The sequence below is a fragment of the Gordonibacter sp. Marseille-P4307 genome (assembly GCF_900604965.1).
GTDB lineage: Bacteria > Actinomycetota > Coriobacteriia > Coriobacteriales > Eggerthellaceae > Berryella.
This window is the reverse complement of the sequence record NZ_UWPD01000001.1, coordinates 68,777-95,646: the sequence shown is the minus strand read 5'-3', so window position 1 is coordinate 95,646 and position 26,870 is coordinate 68,777. Positions and strand designations below refer to the sequence as shown.

Here is a 26,870-nt window from a genome sequence, read left to right as displayed (position 1 = left end):
GAGGCGGACCCTTGTTCGTTGCCGGGGTGTTCGCAGGCGGCTAATCTTCAAGCTCGCGCGCGATCTTCTTGGCTTCTTCAGGATCTGGATGAAGCTTTCTTCCGGGTTTCGGATTTCGCCCCGGGTTTTCTCGTCACCGTCGTTTTGCCTGCGCTTGGGCACAGGTCGGATAGAAAGCATCGATCGCATTTGGGGCGTCGGGCTATGCAGACCTCTCGACCGAACAGGATCCACTGGTGATTGACGGGCTTCCAGTACTCTTTCGGGTACAGCTTCAGCAGATCCTGCTCGCATTTCAGGGCCTCGGACTGGTTGCTGAACTTCAGCAGTTGCGCGATGCGGTGCACATGCGTGTCCACCGCGATGCCCTCTACGATATCGAATGCCTCGTTCAGCACGATGTTGGCGGTTTTCCGCCCTACACCGGGAAGGCGGACGAGATCGTCCATGGTGCGGGGAACTTCTCCGCCGTATTCGGACAGCACCATCTGCGCGCATCCGATGCAGTTTTTGGCCTTGCTGCGGTATAGGCCGATGGATCGTAAGATGCCTTCGACTTCGCTCAGATCGGCTGAGGCCAAGTCGGCGACGGTGGGAAAGCGTTCCCACAGCGCGGGTGTCACCTTGTTGACCGAAGCATCGGTGGTCTGAGCCGACAACAGCACGGCTACGGTCAGTTTGAACGGGTCGCCCCAGTAGGCAAGCGCGCATTCGGCTGCGGGGTAGTGCTGCTCCATTCGGTTCGCCACTTCGATGGCGCGGGTTCGTTTCGAGGCGATCGATTCGCGGGGCATGGGATTCCTTTCGGCTTGGCGAGGGCGTCGCTCGGACGGTTCCATCGGAACGGCTGCCTTCAGGGCGCGGCGGCTTCGGGTGCTTCTAGCGCAGGGTCTGAGCGTCGGAGAAGCGGATACGGCATCCGGGGTCTTCGACGATAGTTCCGATGCAAGCGCACATCCGTCCCGCCTCTCGTTTAAAGGCGTCCTCGAAGCCGCGGGCGTTTTCGGGTGCGATGGCAACCAAAAGTCCGCCCGATGTCTGGGGGTCGCAGATAACGGCCATGCGGTTGTCGAATTCTTCGTCTGAGAGCCCGCCCTGCTCGACGAAGGGCCGGCAAAACGCCGCGACCGATTTCGTGCGGCCCGGGCGCACGTGCTCGCAGCACAGCTTCCAGGCACCTTCGAACAGGGGCATGTGCTTCCAGTCGAGGCTTACGCCAACGCCGCTGGCTGCAAGCATCTCGTGCAGATGCCCGGCCAAAGCGAATCCGGTCACGTCGGTGGCGGCATGTGCGCCGGCGGCCGCCATAGCTTGTCCCCCTGCGGCATTGAGCTCCATCATCGAGTCGATGGCCACCTGGAACAGCTCTTCGGATATCGCACCGTTCTTGTGCGCCTGGCTGAGAATTCCCGTTCCCAGCGGCTTGGTGAGGTAGAGCTTGTCTCCCGGGCGCGCGCCTGCGTTGCGCACGACCTGTTCGGGGTGGACTATTCCGAACACGGCCAGCCCGTATTTCGGCTCGCTGTCGTCGATCGAGTGGCCACCCACGAGGAAAGCTCCCGCTTCGCGAACCGCGTCGCTGCCGCCGCGCATGATCTCGCCCGCCACCTCGGTACCCAGTTTGACGCTGAGTGCGAGGATGTTCAGGGCGCACAGGGGCTTCGCTCCCATGGCGAACACGTCGGACAGTGCGTTGGCCGCAGCGATGCGGCCGAATTCGTACGGATCATCGGCGATGGGCGTGAGGAAATCTACCGTGAGAATTGCGGCCTGCGTGTCGTTCAGCTTGTAGACAGCCGCGTCGTCGCTGGTTTCAAACCCCAGCATCAGATCTTGGTTGGCGGCCGGCATCAGCGGCTTCAAGATTTCGGAGAGGTCTCCCGGACCCCATTTCGCCGCTCAACCTCCCTTGGAGGTGAGTCGGGTCATCTTGATTCTCTCGGCTTCGCTCATCGGACCCCCGTACATCTGCGTGAACCAGACCAGTATATACCCCTGCTGCAAAGAGGGGTCGATCGAAGCCGGAGGGTTGTGATTTCGGACATTCGGTTAAGAGGAGCAGCAACGAGAAGCCGCCCGCAGCGATGGTGCGGGCGGCTTCTCTAACGCGCCGGTCAACAGACGCGCGGCACGCGCGATCCTTATTTAGAAAGGGTGTCTGCCACGACCTCGCCGACGTTCTTGCCGAACACGATGATGTCGCACACGGCGTTGCCGCCGATGCGGTTGTTGCCGTGGATTCCGCCTGTGACCTCGCCTGCGGCGTAGAGTCCGGGGATGGTCTTTCCGTCTGCGGAAAGCGCCTCGTTTTTGGTGTTGATCCTGACGCCGCCCATCTCATGATGGATGCCGGGGGCCACTTTGATGGCGTACATGGCTCCGTCGGAAAACGCGATGCAGCCCTTGGTGCGGCCCATCTGGTCTGCTGCTCCGGATGTGGTTACGGCGTTGTACTCATCTACCGTCGCCTTCAGCGCAGCGGCATCGACCCCGATCGTGCTGGCAAGCGCGGCCAGGTCGTCGCCTTTTTTCACCAGACCAGCCTTGTCGTAGTTGGCAACCGCCTTGTTCGAGTCGTACACCGTCTGGTCGAAAACCTCCCAGGCGAATCCGCCCGGTTGCTCCAGTTCGGCTGCGGATACTTTGTCGCGGGTCTTCATCTCGTCGATGAAGCGCTTTCCCTCCGCATTCACCAGGATAGCGCCGCCGCCGCGAATGCCTTCGGCGATGAGCTGGGAGCTTTCCTGCTCGACGGTGGGATGGATCTGGATCTGGTCCATCTGCACCAGTTCGGCTCCCGCGGCCTCGGACATCGCATAGCCGTCGCCGGTGGCTCCGGCCTGGTTGGTGGTGACGTATCCCTTCAGATCGGGACGGTACTTGGTTACCATCTCCTGATTCGCGCCCAGACCGCCCGTTGCCATGATGACGGCTTTCGCCGAGAGGGTCGACTGCTTGCCTTTTTCCTCGACTTTCACTCCGGTGACGGTGCCTCCATCGACGACCAGCTCTTTTGCGTCGCAGTTCGTGCGCACCTCGATCTTGCGCTCTTTCACGGCTTCGACGAGGCCGGCGATGAGGGTTTTCCCGACCGCGGAGCCGTCGGTGGGGCGATGGCAGCGCTTTACCGACATTCCTCCGGTCAAGGTGATGTTGTTAAGCGTGATTCCAAGGCCGTCCAACCAATCGATGGCGCCTGCGGAGCCGTTGCACATGAACGAGACCAGCTCGGCGTCGCCGGTGTCGTGTCCTCCGGTGAGGGTTTCTTCGGCGAACAGGGCGTTGCTGTCGTCGATGCCCTGTTCCTTTTGGAACTTGGTCTCGGATGCATTCATGCCGCTTGATGAGAAATTCGTGTTTCCTCCCGTGGAGGGCATCTTCTCAAGGACAACGATCTTGCTTGCGCCCTTGTCGAAAGCGGCGATGGCCGCCGATAGCCCCGCGCCGCCCGAACCGATGATGACGATGTCGTATGCGTCGCCCTTGTCAGACGATTTCGTTTTCGACGGGCTGCACCCGGCGAGGCTCAATCCCCCCATGATGGTAACGGCGCCCATGCCGCAAACGAACGTGCGGCGCGTCAGGTTCGCGGGAACCTTCAGACCTTCTTCCATATCCGTCTCCTTCCCTTTGTGTCCCTCCGCCTCTTCGGCGGATTGTCTGCGCTCAACAAAGTAGGCCTGTGTAAATTTTTTTGCAACGGCAGAATACAAGGGATAGTTTGAATAAAATATCATTACTATTTAATATTTATTCAGAAATGAGCGAAGGATAAGAGAAATTATATATCCATGGGAAACGAACTGAATTCCGGTTCATTTCCCACGGATAATGCATTAGAGAAAAAAATGTATGCTATCCCAGCGTTCGCGCATCTCCGACGCGCTTCGTGATGCCCCGGGTATCGAATTCCTCCAGCAGCGGTACCGCGTACTTGCGAGAGACTCCCAGATGATCCTTCAGGTCGGCCACCGTCGCCGATCCGCACTCGCTAAGGTAGGCTCGCGTCAGGGAGGTCAGCTGGTCGAACGCTTCCCTGTCGAATGCCAGCTCCCTGCCCACGCGTACGATGTCCCCTCGCTTCTCCAACGTTCCAAGCGCACGATAGGCAAGGCTCTGATCTTTCACGCTGGACTGTTCGAACAGGGCGGGGATGGCGGGAGGGGCGAAGCCGCCCGCCTTCAATACGGCGTGGATCGATTCGGCCGCTTTCGATTCGGCCGCTTTGGCGCCGGCCCCCGCCTTAGGGTGGCTCACAGCGCCTGCGCCCACGACTATTTTCCCGTTTTTTGCGGCAACGCTCAGCAGAGCGTCGAAAGCCGCCTGGTTCATCGAGAGGCCGCACCGTAAGAACAGGTCGTTTTTGTGCACTCCCGGTTCGGTGGGGTTTTGCGTGTGGAAGGCAAGCAGCGCGTTTTCGATCGCACCCAAGGTTTTCTGGACGGCGGCTTTGGTGGCGAAGAACTTCTGGCTTCCCGATCCAAGCTCTTCAATGGCCCCGTTATCGACCAGTTTGCCCAGAACCGCCTTCGTTGTCGGCTCGGACACGCTGGAAGCGCGCACGATATCTGCGAGTGAGAAGGGAAGGGGCTGGGAAAGGGCGGCCAGCGACGCCGCCTCCTCGTAGTTTTCCGCTGCCAGCGCCTCCAGCAACGCGCGGTCGCGCTCGGAGAGGTTCGTGCGTCTTCTAGGATGGCAGGTAAGGGCTACGCCCCCTCCGATGACGGCGACGGGCGAGTAGGAGCGCGCGATGTAGCGATCCCCTGCAGAAAGCGGAAGCTCTTCTTCAAGTCGAATCTGGGCGTAGGCCGTTTCGTTCGGCTTGATCTGCTGGAGCCCGTCAGCAAGCAGGAGACGCCCGAATGCTTCCCTGGTTCCGTGCGCGATGCGGATGCGCGTCCCGGTAGCCAGGGGCCTTCCCTCTCTCAAAGGGCACAGGTAGGTGAATCGGGTGTCGAAGCGATCGGTGGGCTCGATTGAGCGGGGCGTGACGAGAAAGTCTCCCGGACGCACGTCGTCCACGGTAAACGAGCTGAGGTTCAAAGCGGTCCGCTCGCCCGCGCAAGCCTCGTCCGCCGCCTGGTCGTGATGCTGGATCGTCCGGACGCGCGAGATGGCTTTCGAGGGCAGCACCTGCAACTCGTCGTCTACCTTTACCGTACCGCTCCACAACGTTCCCGTAACTACCGTTCCCGCCCCTTTGATGGTGAACACGCGATCGACGGGCATGCGGGCGTACGGGCTTTTGCGAACGGAGTCCGCCTTATTCGCCTCCTCGGCCAGGATGCTTTTCAGCCTATCGAGTCCTTGGCCCGTGCGTGCCGAGGTGGGAACGATCGGCGCTGCGGCGAACGGGGTGTCGGCAAGGTAGTCCTCGATTTCGGATGAGACCATGTCGATCCACTCCTCATCGACCCGATCGCTTTTGGTGAGGGCCACCACGCAGGCGGGGACGGCCAGCAGTTCGAGGACGGCGATATGCTCGCGGGTTTGCGGCATGATGCCGTCGTCGGCGGCGATGCACAGCAGCGCCAGGTCGATACCGGTGGAACCCGAGATCATCTGCCGAACGAACCGTTCATGGCCGGGCACGTCCACAACGCCCATTGATCTTCCGTCGGGAAGCTGCAGCTGTGCGAAGCCGAGTTCGATGGTGATTCCGCGCTTCTTCTCTTCGGCCAGGCGGTCGGGATCGGTTCCGGTGAGCGCTTGAATGAGGGAGGACTTGCCGTGGTCGATATGCCCAGCGGTTCCGAGCACTTTGCGGGTCGGGGCCATGGCTATCGCTCCTTTTCGTCGAGTCGTGAGAAATAGGACGCGACGCCCTGGGCGACCTCGAGCGCTTCGTCATCGGAGAGCAGCGTGCGGGCATCGAACAGCAGGCGCTCGTTTTTGATGCGGGCGACGACGGGAGGTTCGTGTTCGGACACGAGGTAGCGTTCGCAGTCCAGCGCGCTTGAACGGGCGAAGTCGAGGGAGACGACGGTGGTGGGAATGTCGCACATCGGCAAGGCTCCGCCTCCGGCTCGAGACACCTCGGACTCTACAGACGTCGTCGCGTCGTCGGGGGAAAGCTTGGCTCTTAGGGCGTCGGCAAGCACGTGCGCGCGCACCGATACATCTTCGGGGCTGGCCGAGAGCATGGAGAGGGTGGGGATGCGCTTGCGGGCGTCGTTTTCGTCGAGATACAGGCGCAGCGTCGCCTCGAGCGCGGCGATGGTGAGCTTGTCCAGGCGCAGCACGCGCGCGAGCGGGTTTTTCTTCAGACGGTCGATTGCCTGGGCGGTGCCGACGACGATGCCTGCCTGAGGGCCGCCGAGCAGCTTGTCGCACGAGAAGGAGACGAGATCGGCGCCTTCGGCGATGGCTTCGCTTACCGTGGTTTCGCGCAAGGCGGCAGCTTGGATATCGACCAGCGCACCCGAGCCGAGGTCCTCGTAGACCAGCACATCGGGCGCTGCGTCGCTGCGATGCGCGTTCGCGGCGTCGGCAAGCGCTCGCAGCTCTTTTACGGGCACGTCCTCCACGAACCCGGTCAGGCGGTAGTTCGACGGATGCACCTTCAACAGCATGGCGGTGTTGTCGCCGATGGCCCGCTCGTAGTCGAAGGGATGGGTTTTGTTGGTGGTTCCCACCTCGACCATGATCGCCCCCGAAGTTTCCATGATGTCGGGCACGCGGAAGCTTCCCCCGATTTCCACCAGTTCGCCGCGCGAAATGACCGTTTCATGGCCGTATGCGAACTCCCGCAGCACCATCATCACCGCAGCGGCGTTGTTGTTTACGGCGATGGCTGCTTCGGCGCCGGTGATTGCGCAGATCAGGGACTCGTAATGATCGTGGCGGCTGCCCCGCTTCATGTCTCGCACGTTGTACTCGAGGGTTGAGTAGCCCCGAGCGACGTCGTTTACGGCTGCGACGGCGGTATCGGCGAGGGGGCTGCGCCCCAGATTGGTGTGGACGATCACGCCCGATGCGTTGACGACGCGGCGCAGGGAGGGTTTTTCCAGCCTGACGAAGCGCTTGAGGATGACGGTGGCGACGGCGTCGAGCTCGACCTCGGCCTCAAGGCCCGACAGGATCTGCTTCCTCACGTCGCCGATGCCTTCGCGCGTTTGGTCGACGACGATTCCGCGTGGGAAAATGTTGAGAAGAGCCTCAATAGCGGGATGATGCAGCGCCTCTTCTACCTGCGGCAGTTTTCTGAGAAGCTGTTGCTGTTCGGGAGTGGGCATGTGCGTTCGGGCTTTCTGCTCGGAATCGTTCGCGGTCAAAGTATACCTTTCATTTCAGGCGGTTTTCCAACGAGAATGCGGTGGATTTCCACCGGCGACATACGAGAGGCCTTGCCGCGTTCCATCAATATCGACCGACGGCCCCATCTGCGTCAGCGCCGGTGCTAGAATCGAGACGGAAGGTTTCGATCGGCATCGTTGGGACGGAGGATGGATATGGCAACGGTCGGAGACTACGTGCTGTTCGTGGGAAAGGATCGCGTCGGCGAGGGAGATCCCGTTTTGGGTGCGAACCTTCTGAAAATGGCGCTGAATGCGTTTGCCGAGGCCGATGAGCTGCCCGCGGCGGTGCTCGTTATGAATTCGGGGGTGAGGGCGCTGTCCGATCCCGAAAACGACGACGTTCCCGCAAGTCTCGGGCGCATGGCCGAGGAGGGCACCGAAGTGCTGTCGTGCGGCACCTGCCTTGATTTTTACGGCGTGAAAGACGCGCTTAGGGTGGGCGAAGTCAGCAACATGGCGACGATCATGGGACGCATGCGCGCAGCATCGAAGGTCATCGCGCTCTGATGGCGTCTTTCATCATCGTGTTCGATTCCACTCATGCGGCCATTGCCGCGCAGGGGGTTTTGAGAAAGCCGCCCAACGGCGCGAAACCAGTGCGGTTCTCGGTTGTTTCGACTCCGGCCGAGATAAGCGCAGGGTGCGGGATGTCGCTGTCCTTTGAAGCTCCGGCGCGAATTAACGCGCTTGAAACTCTTGCGTTGCTTGATGAGTTTTACCAGGTTGCTGGCTTGTATGAGCGTATCGGCAACGCCCGGGAAGGTCGGTTTGCGCCCCTCGGCGGCGGTTTAATCGGCTGGTAACAAACCCGTCGTTTTCGGTCTTCTAGAATCGTCTGCGTTAGACGAGGCGCCGCCGTTCCGGGACGCATCGAGTGTCGATAGCGAAAAAGGAGTATCACATGTCCTACGTAGACGATATTATCGCCGACGTCAAAGTGAAAAACGCCGATCAGCCCGAATTCATCCAGGCGGTTACCGAGGTCCTCGACTCTTTGCGCGTTGTGGTCGAGTCCGACGAGAGGTATCGGAAAGCGGCCCTGCTCGAGCGCATCGTCGAGCCCGAGCGCATCATCCAGTTCCGCGTTCCCTGGGTTGACGACGAGGGCAAGGTTCAGGTGAACCGCGGTTTCCGCGTGCAGTTCAATAGCGCCATCGGTCCCTACAAGGGCGGTCTGCGCTTTCATCCCACCGTCAATCAGGGCATCATCAAGTTCCTGGGTTTCGAGCAGATCTTCAAGAACGCTCTGACCACGCTTCCCATCGGCGGAGGCAAGGGAGGCTCCGACTTCGATCCCAAGGGCAAGTCCGATAACGAGGTGATGGCGTTTTGCCAGAGCTTCATGACCGAGCTCTCCCGCCATATCGGGGCCGACACCGATGTTCCCGCCGGCGATATCGGCGTGGGCGGTCGCGAGATCGGCTTTCTCTTCGGTCAGTACAAGCGCATTCGCGATGTGCATGAAGGTGTCCTGACCGGCAAGGGGCTGACGTACGGCGGCTCTCTGGCCCGTACCGAGGCGACCGGCTACGGTCTGGTGTACTTCGTGGAGGAATGGCTGCGCGTGAGCGGCGACAGCCTCGAAGGCAAGAAGGTTGTTGTTTCCGGTGCGGGCAACGTTGCCATCTACGCAGCTCAGAAAGCTCAGCAGCTTGGTGCGACGGTTCTCACCGTTTCCGACTCCACTGGCTGGGTGCACGATCCCGAAGGCATCGATGTGGCTGCGGTTCAAGACATCAAGGAAGTCAAGCGCGGTCGCATCAGCGACTACGTGAACTATCGTCCCAACGCCGTGTATCACGAGGGTCGCGGCGTCTGGTCCGTTCCCTGCGATATCGCGCTTCCCTGCGCGACGCAAAACGAGCTCCATTTGGAAGACGCTCGCCAGCTTATCGCAAACGGGTGCAAGGCCGTCGGCGAGGGAGCCAACATGCCCACCACGCTTGACGCGACCGCGGCGCTTCAGAAGGCCGGCGTGGCCTTCTTCCCCGGGAAGGCCGCCAACGCCGGCGGAGTTGCCACCTCCGCGCTCGAGATGTCCCAGAACTCCCAGCGTCTTAGCTGGACCTTCGAAGAGGTCGATGCGAAGCTCAAGGGCATCATGGTCGGCATCTTCCACCAGTGCGATGACGCTGCGCGCGAATACGGCCTCGAGGGCAACTACGTTGCGGGCGCCAACATCGCCGGCTTCAAGAAGGTTGCCGATGCCATGATCGCCCAGGGCGTCTGCTAGTCTCGGTTCGAAGCAGCTCCGTCTGACCCAGGGCCTCCCGATAGCGGCCGGCCGCTCTTGAATGCCATGCGCGAAAAGCTTGGGATTCGAGGTGCGGCCGGCGGCGAAGGGGGTCTTTTTCTGCTGGCCCCCTTCTAGGCGCTCCGCCTCCGTTTGCGCTTGATCGCGCGCTTCGCCAGTAGAACCACATAGGCGATCAGCAGCAGCGCATAGACCGCGGCCTGAGAGAAGTGCTGCACGGTTTCGGTAGCTGTGTCGGCGGTGCCTCTCATCGACATCATTCCCATGCTCGCTCCATTGAGGTCGTAGAAGCCGTGGCCCAATCCGAAGAACAGCCCCTGAAGGATCATGAGGATCATGAAGGGGTAGGCGAGCTTCTGGAAGCGTTTCCACGTTCGGGCGCCCATGCTGGTGCGGATGGATCCGAACGAGGTTATCCAGGGAATGAGAAAGCAGATCAGGAGCGGAATCGCCACGACGGCCCCCGCAAGTGCCATGAAGTACACGCCCGGCGTTCCCCAAACCGCGCGGAACTGGGGAACCAGGAAGTACAGCGGGAAGAAGATCACGCGCAGGACGTGTCCGAACACGATGATCCCGCCGAGTATGGAAAGTTCCGAGCGCACCGTGTAAAGGCGCTTCACCAAAGGGGTTTTGGGAAGTACCCCGATAAACATGACCACAAGGTAGAACCATACGCCTGTGCAGGCTCCAGTAGTGAGATCGAACGCATCGCCCACCAGGGGAACCGATGTTTTCAGCGATTCGAATGCGGCTGCGTAGGACTGAAGCGCGGCGGGTGGGCGGCCTCCGAATACGAACGAGCCGAAATCGGGTGCGGTTTGAAGGGCGACCATGATGCCGAATGCGAGGTAGAACGGGGCGGGATGGCGCCGGAGCGGATCGATGCAGCAGACGATGAACGCGAGTGCGAACGGTGCGGCCTGAACGATGTCGGGGATGAACCCGGGAAGGAAGCTGAGCATGCGTTCTCCTTGGGATCGAGGCGGCGAGGGACGGATGACGGTTTTCTCAATCTAACGGACGCCCGAAATCCTTTCCGTTGTTTTCGCAACGCAAAGCATGGAATAGCTTTTGATTCCGCGCGTTTCGGCCCCTTCCCTCCGGGGCGTCGCCTTCGTTGAGTCGAGCTCGCCCGTCGCCGGCGCACAGGGCCTTTGCCGTCCTTCGGTTCATTCGTAATCATCAGCAGCTCTTTGGAAAACGACGGGTCGGCAATGGTATCATTCCTCGTGGAGATGGACGGCCTCCTGGTGGAGCCCGCGGCCTTCAAAGCCGTCGTGAGGCGCGCAGAACGTCTCGGGTGTGTTCGATTCGCACGCATCTCCGCCATAGATTCCATCGCCCGCAGTTATCTGCTGCGGGCTTTTTTGCATGGGAGGGGACGCGGGCCGTGCTCATCGATTCGCTTGTCTATACGCTCGAACGATCCGACTGCCTGGGAAAATTCTGGGGTAAGCTCGATTCGGGGGACGATGCGGCGCTGGGCATCGCGTCATCTGCCCGCCCGTTTGCAGTCGCATCCCGTTTCATGCACGCCCCGCAGACCACGCTGGTTCTCGTTGCCGGCGAAGACGCCGCAGCGGCGTTTGCCCGCAGCGTCGCGGCTTACGTGGGTGACGAGCGCGTCCTGCGTTTCCCCGAGCGGGCGGACTATCCCTTTTCTCCCAAAAAGCCCGACGCGCGTATCGTTGCTCGGCGCATGGAGGCCGCTCATGCGCTGAAAAGCGAACGGAAGGCCATCGTGGTGGCTTCGGCGCGAGCTCTGGTGCGCATGTTGGCTCCGGCGGACTCCGATGCGTGCCATCCGCTTGCCTTCTCGGCTTCAACCGAGTTGGTCGACATGGGTTGCGGGCTGAGCGAGTTCGACGATGTTGCGCGCGCTCTCGAGGATCGCGGTTTCGCCAACACCGGCGAACTCGATGGACCGGGAACCTTCTGCGTGCGCGGAGGCGTGATCGATGTGTATCCCGGCAATCTGGCGTATCCCGTGCGTCTCGATTTTTTCGGCGACGAGCTGGATGAGATTCGTCGCATCGTTCCAACCACCGGTCAGACCATCTCGATGCTGCCTGCGGTGGATATCTATCCGGTGCGCGAGTTCTCATGTTCCGAGCAGCAGCGCAAGCGGGCGATCAACGAGCTGAAGCGTCCTGCGAGAACCAACCCTCATCTGCGCGGATTGCTCGCACAGCTCGAGGGGGGCCTCGGATTCGACGGGGCCGATGCGCTGCTGACCTATTTGTACGATACGACCGTCACGCTGGGTTCGTATGCCAAAGAAGGCGTGCTCACCTCGCTTGTCGAGCCCCGATCGCTGTTCGACGACGCCCAGCATGCGATCGACGAGATCGCCGGAAAGGCGAAGGGAAGCGGGGTGGCCCTCGAGGGGCTTTTCGCCGAACCGGGAGAGCTCGATTTCGGCGGCGGCCAGCGTGCGACTTATCTTTCCCTCATGCGCGTCGGCGCATCGATAGACGACGATCTTCCGGTGAAGCGGGTCGAGGTCGCGGGGCATCCCGACAGGTTGTTCGGGCGATTGCGGCAGTTGGTGGACGACAACTACACCGTGGTCTTCTCGGCACCCGATTTCCGCGCGCGTCAGGATATGAAGCTTGCGTTCGTGGAGAACGGCCTTCCCATACAAGAGCGCCTTGACGTTCTGGAGGACGAGCCGGGTTCGCCCGCCGAAGCGGCGACCGACTTCGGAGGGGCCCGATCCGACTTCACGGGGGAGGAAAAGCCGTCCGCCGCGCCCGCGTCATGCAGGGAAACGGCTCTGTCGCGCGAATCCAGAGCCTGCGTTTCCGACGAGAACGAGATCGAGGGATTGCGTCGTCGCCGCCTGCGCCGCGGCGTGGTGAACGTGGTGGATGTCGATATCCCGCTGGGCATGATCATCCCCAAGGCAAAGCTTGCCATGATCAGCATCTCGGATACGCAGGGCGCCTCGTCGCGCCGCCCGACGCGTCGCGTTGACGTCACCGAGATCACGTTTCCGTACAAGCCCGGCGACTACGTCGTTCACGCAGCGCACGGGATCGGGCACTTCGTTGGCCTCGTTCGGCAGGAAGTGGGGGGAACCGCGCGTGATTACCTGCATATCGACTATGCGGAGGGAGACCGCCTGTTCGTTCCGGTAGAACAGCTCGACCGTGTGACGCGCTATGTTGGACCTGAAGGATCCGATCCTCGTTTGACCAGGTTGAATACAAGCGATTGGGCGCGTGCTCTGAACCGGGCCCGCAAAGCGACCAAGAAGCTCGCATTCGATCTGGTCGATGTGTACGCCCGGCGCGCCGCAGTGCAGGGTTTCAGGTTCGGCCCCGATACTCCTTGGCAGCGCGAGATGGAAGAGGCGTTTCCATATCAGGAAACGCCCGATCAGCTTGCCGCTATCGCGGACGTGAAGGCCGATATGCAAAGTGCGCGCCCGATGGACCGCCTGGTGTGCGGGGATGTGGGGTTCGGCAAAACCGAGGTCGCGCTTCGGGCGGCTTTCAAGGCGACGCAGGACGGCAAGCAGGTCATGGTGCTGTGCCCGACTACCATTCTCGCGCAGCAGCACTTCACCAATTTCAAAGAGCGATTCGAGCCTTTCGGCGTGACGGTGGAGGTTCTATCTCGTTTTCGCACGCTGGCTCAGCAGAAAAAAGCGCTCGAGGGGTTCTCCAAGGGAACCGTCGGCGTGATGGTGGGAACGCATCGTCTGCTGTCGCGCGATGTGAACCCTCATGATCTGGGGCTCGTTATCATAGACGAGGAGCAGCGTTTCGGGGTCGGGCATAAAGAGCAGATGAAGAATTTGCGCGAGTACATCGACGTGATGACGTTGTCGGCAACGCCGATTCCGCGCACCATGCAGATGTCCCTTTCCGGGGTGCGCGACATGAGCCTGATCCTCACACCGCCCGACGAACGTCGCCCGGTATCGGTTCACGTGGGAGAATGGGATCCCGACTTGGTGGCGGCGGCGATCGCGCGCGAGCTGGACCGAAAAGGCCAGGTATATTATGTTTCAAACCGCGTGCGCTCTATCGACGAGGCGGTTGCCCGCGTTCAATCCGCGGCCGGTGAGGCGCGCATCGGCGTTGCGCACGGGCAGATGGACAAGGATGCTCTCGAGCGCGTGATGGAGGAGTTCTCGGCGGGACGTCTCGACGTGCTGGTCGCCACGACCATCATCGAGAGCGGAATCGACAACCCCCACACGAATACCCTGATCATCGAGGACGCCCAGCGTCTCGGCCTGGCTCAGATGTACCAGCTCAAAGGTCGCGTGGGGCGCTCGTCTGCGCAGGCGTATGCGCTGTTTATGTTCCCCGACAACGTGCCTTTGACCGAAGAGGCGCTCGCGCGCCTGACGGCGCTGAACGAACACCAAGAGCTGGGCAGCGGTATGCGCATCGCCATGCGCGACCTGGAGATTCGCGGCGCCGGCAGCATGTTGGGAGCCGAGCAGAGCGGTAATATGTCGGCGGTTGGCTTCGATCTGTTCGCCCAGATGCTGGCTACTGCGGTGAACGCCACGCGCGAGGGCGATTTGAAGGCCGACGTGCTTCCGCCTGCGCTGTCCGACATAACCGTGAACGTTCCGGGCGACGCCTTCCTTCCCGAAGATTACATTCCCGATGTTGACGAGCGCGTGCTGTGGTATCGCAGGATCGCGTCCGCCTCGACCCTTTCCGCAGTGGAAGACGTGTTCGGGGATCTGACGGAAAAGAGGCCCGACATGCCCGACGAGGCGCGCAACCTGCTTGCGAAAGCGCGTATCAAGGCCTTCGCGTTCGAGCACCGGATCGATCTGGTGTCGGTGGTCGAGGGTCGCCTGGTTCTGGATCCGGTCGACATACCGCGGGATATGATGCTGGGCATTCGCCGCGCGGGAGGTCGCTACGTTCCCGACAAACGCAAGCTTCGGCTTCCGTTGCGGTACTTCGACCAGGATAAACTGCTCGATTCGGTGTTCGAGTTCATGGAAAAGCTTGCTGGAGAGGACGCTTCACCGCAATAGGCCGCCGCATCTCGCCCGTCTGCGCCCTCGGCTTGGGAGCGCTGGCTTCTCGGCGTTTGCATCGCCCAAAACTGATGTAGGGCAACCCTTGCACTTTTGCTTGACGCGCGTATAATTCTGAAAGTTTGGACGGGATGAATGCGAGGTTGCATGGGCGACAGCGAATCGGTTGGGGCGGGCGAAGGCGCCGCGGCTTACGAGGGTTCGGGGGCAGGCGATGCCGATCGGGCTCGCGCCGCCGCAGACGGGCATTCCGAGCGATCCGACGATCGCATCACGCGGATGGGGACGGACTCCGTTCCGCGGCTCATCATCGAATTCGCCATCCCGTCGATCATCGGCATGTTGGTGAACGGGGCGTACAACGTCATCGATTCGGTGTTTCTCGGGCAGGCCATGGGATCGATCGGCTTGTCGGCCACGACGGTTGCCCAGCCCATCATGATCGTGTTTCTCTCGCTGTGCATGCTTATCGGCAACGGCGGTAACGCTTTGGCCGCCCTGCGTTTGGGGGAAGGCAGGCACGTCGATGCAGAGCGTTCGCTGGGAAACACCATGTTTTTGGCCATCGTGCTGTGGGCGATCATTGCGGTTGGAGTTTCCATTCCTCCGGTGATGGATGCGATTCTCGATATCTCCAGCGCAACCGACGAAGTGCGCGGCTACGCGGCCGACTTCATCCGCATTCTCGGTTTCGGCGTGCTTTTCCAGATCGTGGGCATGGGGTTGAACAACTTCATCCGCACGGCCGGAGCGCCCAACCGAGCCCTGCTCACTATGATCCTCGGCGCGGTCGTCTGCATCGTCTTCAACTATCTGTTCGTCATGCGATTCGGCTGGGGCGTGCACGGCAGTGCCTTGGCGACGGTCATGGGGCAGGCGGCTTCCTGCGCTTCGGTTCTGTGGTTCTTCACGATATCCAAGAACTCTCCGCTGAAGTTGCGGTTGTGGGCCGTCAAGCCCGATGGGTCCATCATTCCCTCCATTTTGACCCTGGGTGTTCCCAGCAGCCTCGTGCAGGTGGGAATGGCCGTCGTCTCGTTCATCGTGAACATGCTCCTTGTGGTGTACGGTGCGCAGAGCGCCATCGGGCAGACCGCTGCCCTGGCGTCGATCGGCGTTGTGCAGCGCATCGCGATGTTCACGGTGCTGCCGCTGATCGGGGTTGCCATCGCCATCCAGCCGCTTCTGGGCTTCAACTATGGGGCTCGTCTGTTCGGCCGCGTGCGGGCGACGCTGGGCTACGGGATTCTCGGGGCCACCACGATCGCTTTGCTCATGTGGGTATCCGTGCATGTTTGGCCCGTTCAGATCGTGAGTGCGTTTGGCATTAGCGACGAGTCGCTGCGCGAGTTCACCATCTTCGCACTGAAGGTACAGCTGCTGATGCTTCCCGTCGTCGGTTTCCAGATCATCGGCGCGAACTACTTCCAGGCAACCGGTCAGCCCGTCCGTTCGATCGTTTTGTCGATGTCGCGTCAGATACTGTTCCTCATTCCGCTTCTCTTTTTGCTGCCGTCGTGGCTACCCATTGCGTTTCCGCAGCTCACCGGTCTCGATGCCGTTTACTTTGCCGCGCCGATGGCGGATGCCCTGTCGATTGTGCTTACCGGTGTTTTGATCTGCATCGAGTTGAGGAAGCTTAAAGGGAAGGAAATGAAGCTGCGTCCGATCCCGTAGTAAGATAGTTGGGCATGTTGGAAGGACGACTTTGGCGCATCGCGCCGGAATCGAACGATCGACCAGGTAAGGGCCGCGTGCGTTCGAGGTCGTCGCAAACCCCATCGAAAGGGAGGGTTTATGACCAAGGCAGTAGCTTTGAGCGCAACGGCAGGCCGTACGCGCTCTATCGCGTTCGTCGCCCTGACCATCGCCATCATGGCGGTGTCCGCCTGGATCACGGTTCCGTTCGGTCCCGTTCCGTTCACGCTTCAGACGTTCGCCATCACGTTCGCCGTACTTGCGCTCGAACCCAAGCAGAGCATCGCCGCCGTCGCGGGGTATCTGATCCTCGGCGGTTTCGGTGCGCCGGTGTTCTCGGGGATGCGCGGGGGCCTTGGCGTGCTGGCTGGTCCGACAGGTGGGTTCATCTGGGGTTTTCTGATCGGCGCTGTGCTGGCCGCCGGCCTTCTGCATCTACTGCGCTCTCGCGGGATCGATAATTTTGCGGGAAGCATCGCGGCGGGGTTCGTGTTCATGCTGGCGGTGCATGTGTGCGGCTGCGTGCAGTTCATGGCCGTGGCCCACACCGACCTTGCGGCGGCCCTTGCCGTTACCGTGGCTCCGTTCCTGATCATCGACATTGCGAAGCTGGTTGCCGCGACAACGGTAGCCCGATCGGTCGCCCGCGTGGTTCGGCGTTAGATCCGCGTTCGAAGCCGTCGGAGCAAGATGCCGGCACGCTATTGGGATGCTTCGATGGAGGGGATGGCCACGATGAAGCAGGCTCCCCCTTCGGCGCGGTTGAACGCCTCGATCGTGCCGTCGTGCTGCTCGACGACCGTCTTCACGATGGAGAGTCCGAGTCCTGTGCCGCCCGTGGTGCGCGCGCGCGACGCATCTGTACGGTAGAAGCGACCGAACAGCAGCTGCGGATCGATGTCGCCGAAGCCGGTGCCGTCGTCTTTCACCTGAACCACGGAGTTGCCGCGCAATCCGCATAGCTCGATGTCGATATGGCCGTTCGGCTCGATGAAGCGCGAGGCGTTCTCAACGAGGTTGGTGAGCGCTTGCTTCAGACGGTCGGCGTTTCCCAGCACATCGGGCGCTTCGCCTGTGATGCTGACGTTGGCCCGGCGGTCGTTGAGGATGGGCTGCAGAGCGTCGACCACGCCGGTGGCGATGTCGCGCAGGTTGACGCGCGACAGGGTGTAGTGCGCGTTGTCGTTTTCGAGTCGCGTGAGTGACAAGAGGTCGTTTACCAGGTCGGACAGGCGCGTGCTTTCCGCGATGATGGTGCGTTCGAACTTGTCGCGCAGTTCGTCGGGCAGATCGGGATCCTGCAGCATCTCCGCCGTCCCGCGGATCGCGGTGAGTGGGGTGCGCAGCTCGTGGGCCGCATCGCTGACGAACTCGGATTGACGGCGCTCCTTGCGCACGAGATCGGCGTTTTGGGACTGGGTGCGCTTCACCAGCGCTCCGATGGTCTGGGCAAGCTCGTCGGTCTCGCGCAGGTATCCGTCGGGTTCGAAGCTGACTTCGACGCCTTGGCGATGCGCGTTCACCTTGCGTACCAGAACCGTTAGCGGTTCAGACAGAAAATGGCCGATCATCAGCGCAAGTGCGAATGTGATGAGCCCTGCGGGGACAAGCAGCAGGATCGAGCGCAGCGGGACGCCGAAAAAGACGATGCACGCGACGACCACCAGCACTCCGGACAAGAGCGTGAGCAGGGTTGCGAGCATGGTGAAGTATGTCTGCAGACGTTTGATGCGAAATCCCCTCGGATAGGTGCCGACTCCGGCCGATGGGGCGCGGAGTCGGCGTGATCGCCGCATGCACGGGCGGCGTCGGTTAGGTGCTTGTCGCGAGCTTATTGGCGGAAGCGATAGCCGTAGCCGCGCACCGTTTCGACCAGGCTGGGATCGTACCCGGCCTTTTCGATCTTGTCGCGCAGGCGCTTGATGTGCGTGTCGACGGTTTTGGTTTCGGTCAAGTATTCCCAGCCCCATGCGTCGCGCAGCAGGTCTTCGCGGGAAACCACCTTTCCGGCCTGCTTCATAAGGCTTGCCAGCAGCTCGAATTCGCGCGGAGTGAGATCAAGCGAGCCCTTCTCTCCCGAAGCCGTGTGCGCGTCCTCGTCAAGCGTGATGCCGCTTGCGGTTATGGCGCGGCTGGCGCTGGGGAAATCCCCACCCGAACCGCGCCGCAAAAGAGCGTGGACGCGTGCGATCAGCTCGCGCACGCCGAATGGCTTGGCCAGGTAGTCGTCGCCGCCGATTTCCAGTCCGACCACCTTGTCGAGCTCGGTGTCGCGGGCGGACAGGAACAGCACGGGGGCCGCGGTGATCGAGCGGATGCGTCGGCACAGCTCGTAGCCGTCCATACCGGGAAGCATGATATCTAAAATGAACAGGTCGTATGTGCCCTTGCGAGCCAAAGCCAGCGCATCTTCTCCGTTCGCGCTGGTATCTACCTGGTAGCCCTCCTTTTTCAGGGCGTACCCCACGAATTCGGTGATGGAGGCTTCGTCGTCGACGACGAGCACGCGCTTGGGTGCATCGCTCATGGGATCTCCTTATGTGTTCGCGTTACGGCCCTGCAGCACGGTGCCCCAGGGCTCTGTTCTGCTCTTGCTATAATAACCCGACAGCATCGTGTGCAGATACGTATTCACATATTGAGGAGCTTATACCATGCTTCTTGCCATCGACGTAGGCAATACGCAGACGGTTATCGGTTTGTACGAGAGGCGGCGCTTGCGCCACATGTGGCGCGTTGCGACGAACAAGGTCCATACTTCCGACGAGCTGCGCTTGAAGGTGAACCCGCTGCTCGAGTCCGAGCGCATCACGGTCGCCGATGTGACGGGCGCCGCGCTCGCGTCGGTGGTCCCGCCGCTTACCTCGGCGTGGGCTGTCGCTCTGAAGCGCTTGATCGGACGCGATCCGGTGGTGTGCTCGGCGGCCAGCGCGCAGGGCCTGTTCGAGGCGCGCTATGCCAACCCTTCCGAGATCGGAGCCGATCGCGTGGCTGACGCCGTGGCTGCCCGCTCTCTGTACGGGGCGCCGGTCGTGGTGGTCGATTTCGGAACTGCCACCAACATCGAGGTTATCGACAAGGACGGTCGGTTCATCGGCGGCGTCATCGCCCCGGGTTTGGAAACGTCGGCATCGGCCCTGTTCTCTCACGCGACGAAGCTGGCGGCCACCGAGCTGATCGATCCTCGAACGGCCATCGGCGGCTCGACTGCGCAGGCCATCCAGGCCGGCATCGTCTATGGCGAGGCGGATCGCGTGGATGGATTGTTGGATAGGATATTCCAGCAGCTCGGGTACACGGCTCCCGTCGTTGCCACGGGAGGTTTGGCCGGGCGGTTGGTGTCGGTTATGAGAACCCCGACACGCGTGAACAAAGAGCTTACCCTCGAGGGGCTTCGCCTCGTCCACGAGGCTGCGCTCGGAGTGCAGGAGGATTGATATGGCCTGTGGTCTGACCTATATTCGCCAGCTTACGTCGCCTCAGGCGACCAAGCAGCTTGCCGCCACGCTGTCTCCCTACCTGAGACCCGGAGACATGATTCAGCTCCGGGGAGACCTGGGGGCGGGTAAAACCCAGTTCGTCCAGGGGGTGGCTGAAGGTTTGGGTATCGTCGAGCCGGTGATCAGCCCGACGTTCAACGTGCTTTTATCCTACGATTCCGGAACGCTGCCGCTGTATCATTTCGATCTGTACCGCCTCGACGGTCTCGAGCAGCTGGAGGATATCGGGTTCTACGATGTGGTCGATGCCGATGGCGCGAGCTTCGTCGAGTGGGCCGAGAAGTGCCCGGGATGCATGGGCGCTACGTTTTTGGAGATCGAGCTGACTATCGACGAGGACGACGCCCGTCGCATCCGCGCGCACGCCTACGGACAGCGCGCCCGGTCGCTTCTCACGGTATGGGCCAGCGATTCCAAGTCCCGTCTGATGAAATTTGCAGGTGATAGGTCGTAATGTCGTCATCCAAACAAAGCGGTTGCCTCGATGCGCAGGGTTTGTCCGCCGTCGTTCGCGAACGGGCCGACAGCGCCGTGCCCGCGCCGGATCGCAACCTCGTCCTTGCGTTCGACACTTCCAACGAGGTGGTTACGCTGGGATTGGCGCGCATAGCGTCTGGTACGAGGCTCGATATGATCGAATCTCGTGTGATCCCCGCCCGTAGAGCTTCGAACACCCAGCTCATCCCCCAGATAGACCGCCTCATGAGCGAGGCGGGGGAGCGGCGCGGCAACATCGCCTGCATTGCGGTCGGCCGCGGTCCGGGGTCGTTTACGGGCGTGCGCATCGCCATGGCCACGGCCAAGGGGATGGCCCAGGCTTTGGGAGTCGGTCTCGTCGGTCTCTCGACGCTTGACGCTGTTGCCTGGGACGCCCAGCTCAAAGGCGTGCGCGGACCGCTTGCGGTGGTGGCCGACGCCATGCGGGGGGAGGTGTATCCGGTCGCCTACGCGCTGTCCGATGCGGGTATCGAGCGGCTCGGAGCCGATCGCGTGGTGAAGGCCCCCATCGCCGCCGAGGGGTTTTCCGGATCGGATGGCCTGCGGTTTGCCGGTGACGCTCTGTCGAAATACGCCGATCTGTTCGCCGAGCACGGCGAGCTTTTGAGCGAAGGGCATTGGTACGCAACCGGTGACGGTCTCATCTTCTGCCTGCAGCATGCTTGGGATGAGGGTCTGATCGATCCGTTCGATGCGCGGCGTCACGATCCGGCACTGGTTTTGCCGGTGTACACGCGTCTGTCCGATGCCGAGGAAAACGAACGGACGCGGCTCTCGTCGCTCGAGCCCAGGAACCTTCGCACGGGCGTGCAGGAAGCGCGCGTGCAGGCGCATTCCAGCATGCACGAGTCGTCTCCCATCGATGCGAACCAGGTGGTTCGGGGTGTTTTGTACCGTCCGCTCGATGCGGCCCACGTCGACGATGTCGCTACGCTCGAAGCCCGGGTTATGGACGGGGATCCTTGGAGCGCCCGCATGATCCTGAACGAGCTTCCCCAGCGCGATCGCGTGTGGTGGGCGGCTTACGGCATCCCCGACGGGGAGGGTTCGGACATCACTGACGAGACTGCTGCATCCGACCTGCGTTTGGTGGGGTATGCGGGCTGCCTTGTGGTAGACGGCGAGATGCAGGTGCTGCGCATCGGGTCGGATGAGCGCCTGCGCCGGCGCGGTATCGCATCCCAGCTGATGGCGCGCATGGCCTGCGACGCGCGCGATCTGGGGGCCGATCGCTGCATGCTGGAAGTGCGTGCCGGCAACCATGCGGCGCAGGAGTTCTACCGCTCGATGGGCCTTTCCGACGCGGGCGTGCGCCCCCGTTACTATTCGGACGGGGAAGACGCCCTTATCATGACGGGTGCGGTTCCGACAAGCATGCATCATGCAGGCGGTATGGAGGTGCGCGAACAGGCGGAAAACGAGTCGGCGAGCGCAGAGCCGGTGCGCCCGCTGATCTTCGCCATCGAGAGCTCGTGCGACGAAACGGCGGCGTCGGTTGTTGACGGGGAGGGAAACCTGCTTGCCGATGTAGTGGCTTCCCAGATAGATTTCCATTCGCGCTTCGGCGGGGTGGTTCCCGAGATCGCCAGCCGCAAGCACATCGAGGCGATCTGCGGGGTGTGCGGGGAGTGCTTTTCCGTTGCGGCGGACCATCTGGGACGAAGCGATCTGAGCTGGTCCGATATGGATGCGGTGAGCGTGACGTATGCTCCGGGCCTCGTAGGGGCGCTTGTGGTGGGCGTCGCGTTCGCCAAGGGAGCAGCCTGGGCCGTGAACAAGCCCTTCATTGGGGTGAACCACCTCGAGGGGCACCTGTATGCCAATAAGATCGGATCCGACGACGTCGAGCCGCCGATGGTGGCGTCGTTGGTGTCGGGCGGCAACACGCTTCTGGTGCATGTGCGCGGATGGGGCGATTACCGGGTGCTGGGTTCGACCATCGATGACGCGGTGGGAGAGGCCTTCGACAAGGTGGCCAAAGCGCTGGGTCTCGGGTATCCGGGGGGGCCGGTGATCTCGAAGCTGGCCGCCAAGGGCGACCCGCGCGCCATCGCGTTTCCGCGCGCCATGATGCATTCGGGCGATCTGCGCTTTTCGCTTTCGGGCCTGAAGACGGCGGTGGTGTCTCACATCAACGCCGAGCGCGCGGCCGGACGCGAACCCAACGCACCCGATATCGCCGCGAGCTTCCAGCAAGCGGTGATCGACGTGCAGGTGGCGAAATCGGCTGCGGCTCTCGACGAGACGGGTGTGCGCACGTTCTGCCTGGGCGGCGGCGTGGCGGCCAACCCCGCTTTGCGTGAGGCCTATCAGGAGATGTGCGCAGAGCGGGGAGTCCGTCTTATCATGCCGCCCTTGCGGTCTTGCGGCGATAACGCCGGCATGATCGCGCTCGTTGCGCTCGATCGGTATCGGGATGGACGCTTCTTCGGTTTAGATGCGGATGCCAAGGCCCGCGCCGACCTTGAGCAGCCGTACTAGAATCGGGGTTTGCGGGCGGCATGTACCGCGGCTATGCCGCCGGTGCAGTTCGTCCATTCCACGCGCTCGAATCCGACCTCCTCGAACATGCGCGCGAGGGCTTCCTGGCGGGGGAAGGCTTTGATCGATTGCGATAGATACACGAACCCTTTTCGATCGCCCGTGATAAGCCCGCCCCAGAAGGGGATGAGATGCTTGAGGTAGAAGCCGTACAGGCTGCGCCAGACGGGGTTGGGGGGAGTCGAGAACTCGAGGCATACCAGGGTTCCGCCCGGTTTCAGCACGCGGAGCATCTCGAAGAGGGCGCGCTTTCGGTCGGGCATGTTGCGGATGCCGTAGGCTACGGTCACGACGTCGTAGGAGTTATCGGGGTAGGGGATGTTTTGGGCGTCGACCACCTCGAAGTCGATCGTCGTGTCGTTTGCGCGACCGCGCCGGTAGTGATCGCGCGCCACGTCCAGCATCTCGCTTACCAGATCGGTGCACTGGATATGGGCGGGGTGCTTGGCGCGCGCGATTGCGAACGAGACGTCGCCCGTGCCGCCGGCCAGGTCGAGCACCCGGCTTTCGGACGTGACAGGCGAGCGCTGCACCAGTTCGGCCAGCCAGATACGGTAGGCGCCGAAGCTCGAGATCGCGTTGAAGCGCTCGTATTTCTTCGCGATGGCCGAGAATATGTCGTGAACGCGCTCTTTGGAGATCTCTTCGGGGGCGTCGCACCCCGTTGCGGTATCGATGCTGCTCATGTGTTTCGCGATCCTTGTCCGAAGGGCGGCGCGAGGGCGCCGTAAGGGAACAATCCGTTCAGTGTAAACGTACCGTGCGGGTTTTTGGCTTGCGAGCGTGATCTTCCCGATATCCGCTCACCGCGCCATTTGGCGCTGCATCGTTGGGGGGTCTTGGGTGGGGTAGAAGCGTTTTACCTGTTCGACCTTAGTATAGGCAACGTTAAATCAAGGAGAAATAACGACCGGCGCAGGCGCGGGAACTCGCAATGCTAAAATGACCCTCACGCGATTCCCCCACGTTCAACGTATGTGTAAGGCGGGTTTGTATGCTTCTTTGCGCGCAGTACATCGTTCCGGTCGTCGGTGCCCCGTTCCAAAACGGCGCGGTGCTGGTGCGGGATGGGAAGATTTGCGATATCGGCGATTCCGAGATGCTGAGGCTTCGGTACCCCGAAGAACAGCGGATCGATTACGGCCGGGCGGCTCTCATGCCGGGTTTTATCGACTTGCAGACGCATCTCGAAAACTCCGTCATGCGCGGCACCATCCAAGACGGTTCCTACACCCAGTGGCTGCGCGCCATGCGCGATACCTCCACGAAGCTGAGCGCGCGCGACTGGTACGCCTCCTCCGTTCTGGGAGGGCTCGAAGCCCTTACCAACGGCATCACCTGCGTCGCCGATATCTCCTCGACGGGCGCATCGTGCTCAGCCATGCAGAAGCTGGGCCTGCGCGGCGTGGTGTACCGTTCGGTGGGAGCCATGGATCGCCGTCTGGTGCGCCGTGCGATTGACAACGCCGAAAACGACGTGGTTCGCTGGAGCGAGTCGGTCGATTCCGACCGCATCAAGGTGGGCGTCGCTCCGCGCGAATCCTACATGTGCCATCCCGAGATCTACACCCTTGCCGCCAACCTGGCGCGCCGCGAGGGCGTTCCTTTGTCCATCACCATCGGCGGAAGTTACGAGGAGGCCCGTTTCATCCGTTTCGGAGCGTCGAACCTTTCGGTGGCCAACATGACCGATAGGCACGGCTACGTCGAGATTCCGCCCTGGCTTCCCACGGGCGTGTCACCGGTGCGCTACATCTTGAACTGGGGCGCGTTCGAGGCCGACAACGTCATGGCCGCTCACTGCGTGCACGTCGAGGACGAAGATATCAACAAGCTGAAGGAGTACGACGTCGCCGTCGCCATGTGCCCGCGCTGCAACGCCCAGTTGGGCATGGGCATGGCTCCTTTGCGCGACTTCATTCGCTCGGGGCTGCGCGTCGGCCTGGGAACCGGTTACACGGCCGCCATCGACGCCACCGATATGATCGCCGAGACGCGCATCGCCATGCTTTTGCACCGCGCGCTGAACCCCGGTCGCTTCATCGCCGCCGACGACATGCTTCGTCTGTGCACCATCGAGGCCGCGCGCGCCCTCCACATGGAGGACCAGGTTGGTTCCATCGAGGTCGGAAAGCTGGCCGACCTTGTGGCGATCGATCTGTCGGGCTCGCATCAGGCTCCCAGCGACGATCCGGTTTTCGCCATCGTGAGCACCTGCACGGGAGGCGATATCCTGATGACGATGGTGGGCGGGGAGATCCGCTACGAAAAGGATAGATGGAATGTCGATATCGAGGTGGCGCGCGATATCGCCCGCGTCATCGAGATTCGAGGAAAGCTTCGGGGGTAACATGGGCTCCACATACAAGGGAAAGCAGAAACTGTCTGCCGAACAGCGCGAGGCGCGCATCAAGGCTGCCGCGGAGCGCGAGGCGCGCGCACGTGCGGCTCGGGAGCGCTCCGCGCGGATGAAGAAGGTCTTCACCGTGGTGGTGGTCGTCATCCTCATCCTGGGTCTCACCATACCGACCGTGGCACTTTCGGTCCTCAGGCCGGGGCTCTAGCGGCCGCCTGCGTATTTCGCGATTTCTTATGCGGAGGGCATGCGTGGAAGCGCCGGTTTCGGGTTGTGGTAGGATGACGGTTCGTTAAGGCATCGGGCCTCTGGTTCAGGGGGCCTTCTCAAAGGGGTATGCAGTGTTTGGCATCGGTGGTTTCGAGCTTTTTCTCATTCTGCTGTTCGGTTTTCTCATTTTCGGTCCGGACAAGCTTCCGGCCATGGCCAAGACCCTGGGTAGGTGGATCGCGAAGTTTCGCAGCGCCCAGCAGGAGATGAGCGAAGTCATCAAGAACGATGTGTTCGATCCCAATTCCGACGAGCCGTTCAAGGATCCCACCGAAGCGGTGAACAAGGTGGTCAGCAAGGTCTCCGGCGCGACGAAGGCGGCCGTCGGCTCCAAGGCGACCGGTTCCGCGTCTTCCGCTTCGGCTGCATCTGCGGACTCCTCCGCCGCGTCCGATGGAGACAAGCCCGCCGTCGCCCCGCGCCAGGAGAGCTTCACCGAGCGCAAGGCCCGCTACGAGCGCGAGCGCGCGGCGAAGAAGGCTGCCGATGAGGCCGCTGCCAAAGAGGCTTCTGCCGAACCTGAGAAAACCCCGGCACCTGCCGACACCAAGACCGAAGGGGGAGAATAGCCATGCCCATCGGTCCTGCGCGCATGCCCTTGATGGAGCATCTGGGCGAACTGCGCATGCGGTTGGTCCGCATCGTCGCCGTTTTGCTGGTTGCCGTCGTCGTGTTCTACATGGCCACGCCGACGCTTATCCAGTTCCTCATGATTCCCATCGGCGATTCGGTGGGAATCGATCCGGCTACGGGCGCGGCTCAGCTCTACGTCCTCGATCCGTTCGAGGGCTTCTCCGTTCGCTTCCTGGTGTCGTTCTGGGCGTCTATCGTCGCGACGTCTCCGGTCATCCTCTGGCAGATCATCGCCTTTTTCCTCCCGGCTCTCAAGCCCAAGGAGCGCAGGTGGTTCATGCCTACGTTCGCGGCGGCTACCGCCCTGTTCATATTCGGCACCATCTTCTGCTATCTGGTTATCCTGAGTCCCGCGTTCGACTGGTTGGTCGATCAGTCGGCCGGTGTCGGCCTCGTTCAGGCGCGGCTGTCAACCTATATCGACATCATCATCAAGTTCGAACTGGGCTTCGGCGTGGCGTTCGAGCTGCCCATCGTTATCTTTTACCTGGTTATCTTCGATGTCGTTCCGTATAAGAAGCTGCGGAACAGCTGGCGCTACGTGTATGTGGGCCTGTTGACGTTTTCGGCCATCGTCACGCCGGATGCGAACCCCGTTACCATGGGGCTTATGTTCGCTGCGCTCATCGTGCTGTACGAAGCGTCCCTGATGTTTGCCCGGGTGGTGCTCGCGCGGCGCATCAAGCGTCAAAACGCCCAGATCGCCGAAGAGCAGGCGGCTGAGAGAGCGGTGGAGAAAACCAGCAAGAGAGCGGTCGTCAAGAAGAGATAGCGATTGTGCGACGCAGGGGAAACGGGGAGTCGC

The 26,870-nt window shown here is 61.9% G+C and carries 22 protein-coding genes and 1 tRNA gene; 14 read left to right on the top strand and 9 right to left on the bottom strand.

Annotation, left to right across the window (positions count from 1 at the left end; genetic code table 11):
- Positions 1–77: 77 nt before the first annotated feature.
- The 5 genes from nth to selA form a co-directional block, all read right to left on the bottom strand.
- Positions 78–794, bottom strand: a complete 717-nt coding sequence (gene nth, locus EIH26_RS00420; RefSeq protein ID WP_124060258.1) for an endonuclease III — start codon at positions 792–794, stop codon at positions 78–80.
- Between the two features lie 85 nt (positions 795–879).
- Positions 880–1,953 (bottom strand): selenide, water dikinase SelD, encoded by a 1,074-nt coding sequence (gene selD, locus EIH26_RS00415; protein ID WP_124060257.1) that lies wholly within the window; start codon positions 1,951–1,953, stop codon positions 880–882.
- A 188-nt stretch (positions 1,954–2,141) separates the two neighbouring features.
- Positions 2,142–3,614 carry a flavocytochrome c gene (locus EIH26_RS00410; RefSeq protein WP_124060256.1) on the bottom strand — a complete coding sequence of 491 codons (1,473 nt, stop codon included), beginning with the start codon at positions 3,612–3,614 and terminating at the stop codon, positions 2,142–2,144.
- Between the two features lie 241 nt (positions 3,615–3,855).
- A complete protein-coding gene (selB, locus tag EIH26_RS00405; RefSeq protein ID WP_124060255.1) occupies positions 3,856–5,778 on the bottom strand; it encodes a selenocysteine-specific translation elongation factor in 1,923 nt (640 codons plus the stop codon).
- Positions 5,779–5,780: 2 nt separating this feature from the next.
- Positions 5,781–7,274 carry an L-seryl-tRNA(Sec) selenium transferase gene (gene selA / locus EIH26_RS00400; RefSeq protein ID WP_241152704.1) on the bottom strand — a complete coding sequence of 498 codons (1,494 nt, stop codon included), beginning with the start codon at positions 7,272–7,274 and terminating at the stop codon, positions 5,781–5,783.
- A 177-nt stretch (positions 7,275–7,451) separates the two neighbouring features.
- Between selA and yedF the strand changes: the two genes are divergently transcribed.
- The 3 genes from yedF (at position 7,452) to gdhA (ending at position 9,531) form a co-directional block, all read left to right on the top strand.
- Positions 7,452–7,805, top strand: coding sequence for a sulfurtransferase-like selenium metabolism protein YedF (gene yedF, locus EIH26_RS00395; protein WP_164470929.1), 354 nt, complete (start codon positions 7,452–7,454; stop codon positions 7,803–7,805).
- Positions 7,805–8,101, top strand: coding sequence for a DUF3343 domain-containing protein (locus tag EIH26_RS00390; RefSeq protein WP_124060253.1), 297 nt, complete (start codon positions 7,805–7,807; stop codon positions 8,099–8,101). Before yedF ends, EIH26_RS00390 begins: the two co-directional genes overlap by 1 nt.
- A 98-nt stretch (positions 8,102–8,199) precedes the next feature.
- On the top strand, positions 8,200–9,531 hold the full coding sequence (gene gdhA / locus EIH26_RS00385; protein WP_124060252.1) for an NADP-specific glutamate dehydrogenase: 1,332 nt from the start codon (positions 8,200–8,202) through the stop codon (positions 9,529–9,531).
- Between the two features lie 134 nt (positions 9,532–9,665).
- On the opposite strand, the gene EIH26_RS00380 is transcribed toward gdhA, so the two are convergent.
- Complete coding sequence (locus tag EIH26_RS00380; protein WP_124060251.1) at positions 9,666–10,517, bottom strand: hypothetical protein; 852 nt, start codon at positions 10,515–10,517, stop codon at positions 9,666–9,668.
- Positions 10,518–10,786: 269 nt separating this feature from the next.
- Between EIH26_RS00380 and EIH26_RS08335 the strand changes: the two genes are divergently transcribed.
- From EIH26_RS08335 to EIH26_RS00365, 4 genes are all read left to right on the top strand, one after another.
- Positions 10,787–10,884 (top strand) — tRNA-Sec (locus EIH26_RS08335).
- Positions 10,885–10,945: 61 nt separating this feature from the next.
- Entirely contained in the window at positions 10,946–14,566 is a 3,621-nt protein-coding gene (gene mfd, locus EIH26_RS00375) for a transcription-repair coupling factor (RefSeq protein ID WP_124060250.1), read from the top strand.
- 150 nt (positions 14,567–14,716) lie between these two features.
- Positions 14,717–16,246 (top strand): MATE family efflux transporter, encoded by a 1,530-nt coding sequence (locus EIH26_RS00370; RefSeq protein WP_241152703.1) that lies wholly within the window; start codon positions 14,717–14,719, stop codon positions 16,244–16,246.
- A 120-nt stretch (positions 16,247–16,366) separates the two neighbouring features.
- Positions 16,367–16,930: a biotin transporter BioY gene (locus EIH26_RS00365; protein ID WP_124060249.1), complete on the top strand. Its 564-nt coding sequence runs from the start codon at positions 16,367–16,369 to the stop codon at positions 16,928–16,930.
- Positions 16,931–16,968: 38 nt separating this feature from the next.
- Here the strand turns inward: EIH26_RS00365 and EIH26_RS00360 are convergent, their stop codons facing one another.
- Both EIH26_RS00360 and EIH26_RS00355 read right to left on the bottom strand, forming a co-directional pair.
- Positions 16,969–17,970, bottom strand: a complete 1,002-nt coding sequence (locus EIH26_RS00360; RefSeq protein WP_241152702.1) for a cell wall metabolism sensor histidine kinase WalK — start codon at positions 17,968–17,970, stop codon at positions 16,969–16,971.
- Positions 17,971–18,098: 128 nt separating this feature from the next.
- Positions 18,099–18,794, bottom strand: coding sequence for a response regulator transcription factor (locus tag EIH26_RS00355; RefSeq protein WP_124060248.1), 696 nt, complete (start codon positions 18,792–18,794; stop codon positions 18,099–18,101).
- A 127-nt stretch (positions 18,795–18,921) separates the two neighbouring features.
- Between EIH26_RS00355 and EIH26_RS00350 the strand changes: the two genes are divergently transcribed.
- From EIH26_RS00350 to tsaD, 3 genes are read left to right on the top strand one after another with little or no spacing between them, the layout of a single operon-like run.
- The gene (locus EIH26_RS00350) at positions 18,922–19,704 is read left to right on the top strand and encodes a type III pantothenate kinase (protein ID WP_124060247.1); all 783 of its coding nucleotides are present in this window, start codon (positions 18,922–18,924) and stop codon (positions 19,702–19,704) included.
- 1 nt (position 19,705) lies between these two features.
- A complete protein-coding gene (gene tsaE, locus EIH26_RS00345; RefSeq protein WP_206424644.1) occupies positions 19,706–20,221 on the top strand; it encodes a tRNA (adenosine(37)-N6)-threonylcarbamoyltransferase complex ATPase subunit type 1 TsaE in 516 nt (171 codons plus the stop codon).
- Positions 20,221–22,746 (top strand): tRNA (adenosine(37)-N6)-threonylcarbamoyltransferase complex transferase subunit TsaD, encoded by a 2,526-nt coding sequence (tsaD, locus tag EIH26_RS00340; protein ID WP_124060246.1) that lies wholly within the window; start codon positions 20,221–20,223, stop codon positions 22,744–22,746. The genes tsaE and tsaD overlap by 1 nt, the downstream gene beginning before the upstream one ends.
- Here tsaD and EIH26_RS00335 read toward each other — a convergent pair.
- Entirely contained in the window at positions 22,743–23,492 is a 750-nt protein-coding gene (locus EIH26_RS00335) for a class I SAM-dependent methyltransferase (protein ID WP_124060245.1), read from the bottom strand. The two genes, tsaD and EIH26_RS00335, sit on opposite strands and share 4 nt — an antisense overlap.
- A gap of 308 nt (positions 23,493–23,800) precedes the next feature.
- On the opposite strand from EIH26_RS00335, the gene EIH26_RS00330 reads away from it, so the two are divergent.
- The 4 genes from EIH26_RS00330 to tatC all read left to right on the top strand — a co-directional run bounded on the left by EIH26_RS00330 (position 23,801) and on the right by tatC (position 26,837).
- Positions 23,801–25,156 carry an amidohydrolase family protein gene (locus EIH26_RS00330; protein ID WP_124060244.1) on the top strand — a complete coding sequence of 452 codons (1,356 nt, stop codon included), beginning with the start codon at positions 23,801–23,803 and terminating at the stop codon, positions 25,154–25,156.
- A gap of 1 nt (position 25,157) precedes the next feature.
- On the top strand, positions 25,158–25,370 hold the full coding sequence (locus tag EIH26_RS00325) for a CASC3 protein CASC3 (RefSeq protein ID WP_124060243.1): 213 nt from the start codon (positions 25,158–25,160) through the stop codon (positions 25,368–25,370).
- A gap of 133 nt (positions 25,371–25,503) precedes the next feature.
- Entirely contained in the window at positions 25,504–26,001 is a 498-nt protein-coding gene (locus EIH26_RS00320) for a twin-arginine translocase TatA/TatE family subunit (protein ID WP_124060242.1), read from the top strand.
- Positions 26,002–26,003: 2 nt separating this feature from the next.
- Positions 26,004–26,837, top strand: a complete 834-nt coding sequence (tatC, locus tag EIH26_RS00315) for a twin-arginine translocase subunit TatC (protein ID WP_124060241.1) — start codon at positions 26,004–26,006, stop codon at positions 26,835–26,837.
- The last annotated feature ends 33 nt before the right edge of the window (positions 26,838–26,870 follow it).